The sequence below is a fragment of the Clostridium sp. ZBS2 genome (assembly GCF_023845855.1).
In the GTDB taxonomy this organism is placed as follows: Bacteria; Bacillota; Clostridia; order Clostridiales; family Clostridiaceae; genus Clostridium; species Clostridium aquiflavi.
Genome location: NZ_JAMQIF010000010.1, coordinates 446,354 through 447,473, shown reverse-complemented (window position 1 = coordinate 447,473; position 1,120 = coordinate 446,354). Strand labels below are relative to the sequence as shown.

The following is a 1,120-nucleotide window of genomic DNA, read 5'->3' as shown; positions in this document are numbered from 1 at the left end:
AAAGTCCAATTACAATGCCAATTTGCCTATTACATATATTAACACATACTTTACAAGGTATTTATTTTATATACAGAGAAAAATTACTTACCTTTATTTTTAGCAACTGAATAAAGAACTACTTCGGTAGCTAAAAATGTTGTAAAAATTGCCATTTCCATAATGTTATTCCTTTTCTATGCAAGGAATTATTTAAGTTTCAATTTATGCATATATTAACACTTGGATATTATAGAACCACATGTTCCATTATAGCTCCTAATACACCGTAATCTTCATTGCTTTCTGCTATGTATTTTGCATGTTGTTTCATGTCTTCTGGAGCATTTTTCATAACAAAGCTAAAGTCAGCTTCATTTAGCATTTCTATATCATTATAGTAATCTCCAAATGCCATTGTTTCTTCTTTTGAGATATTATCAGCTTCCATTATTTTTCTTAAAGCAGTACCTTTGTTTACTGTTTTATTCATTATATCAAGCCAGATTTCACCAGCTACAACCACGTTTAAATCATTTCCGAATAATGGATTTATAACTGGATTTGAATTTTTAATTGCGTGATCTAAATCACATACAGTAACTTTGATTATATCATCTTCAACTTTAGAGATATCTTCAACAACTTCATATTTCACATAATATTTTTGTATTTCTTTTAAGTATTCTTCAGAACAATTTTCTAAATAAGCACATTCTGCTCCGCATAATACTATAGTTGTATTTTCTATTTTTCTAGCTGTTTTTATTATATCTTGTACTAAATCTCTATCTATAACATCTTTAAATATTAATTCATTATTATCATATACTAATGCTCCGTTATCAGTAATATATGATAGTTTATTAGCTATTGGGCCAAAGTTTGTTTGTAATGTAGCATATGGTCTACCGCTAGCTATAACTAATTTAACATCTTTTTCTGTTATTAAATCTAAAACTTCTGTAAAGCTTTCTGGTAAATGTCCCTTTTCATCTAATAAAGTTCCATCCATATCTGTTGCGATTAATTTTATCATAAAGTCCTCCTTAAAGTGCTTGTACTTTTAATTTAGGCTATGTTTTAGCAAAGTGTTGATATATGCATAAGCAAAGTGGGCTGAGTAATTGAACTTAGGAAT

At 28.1% G+C, this 1,120-nt stretch carries 1 protein-coding gene; it reads right to left on the bottom strand.

From position 1 onward, the window contains the following. Window positions 1–229: 229 nt before the first annotated feature. Entirely contained in the window at window positions 230–1,018 is a 789-nt protein-coding gene (locus NG918_RS08390) for an HAD family hydrolase (RefSeq protein WP_252212529.1), read from the bottom strand. Between the last annotated feature and the right edge of the window lie 102 nt (window positions 1,019–1,120).

What these genes read in the sequence shown, in the direction of transcription:
- NG918_RS08390 (WP_252212529.1), bottom strand. Translation starts at nt 1,018, where the DNA reads ATGATAAAATTAATCGCAACAGATATGGATGGAACTTTATTAGATGAA.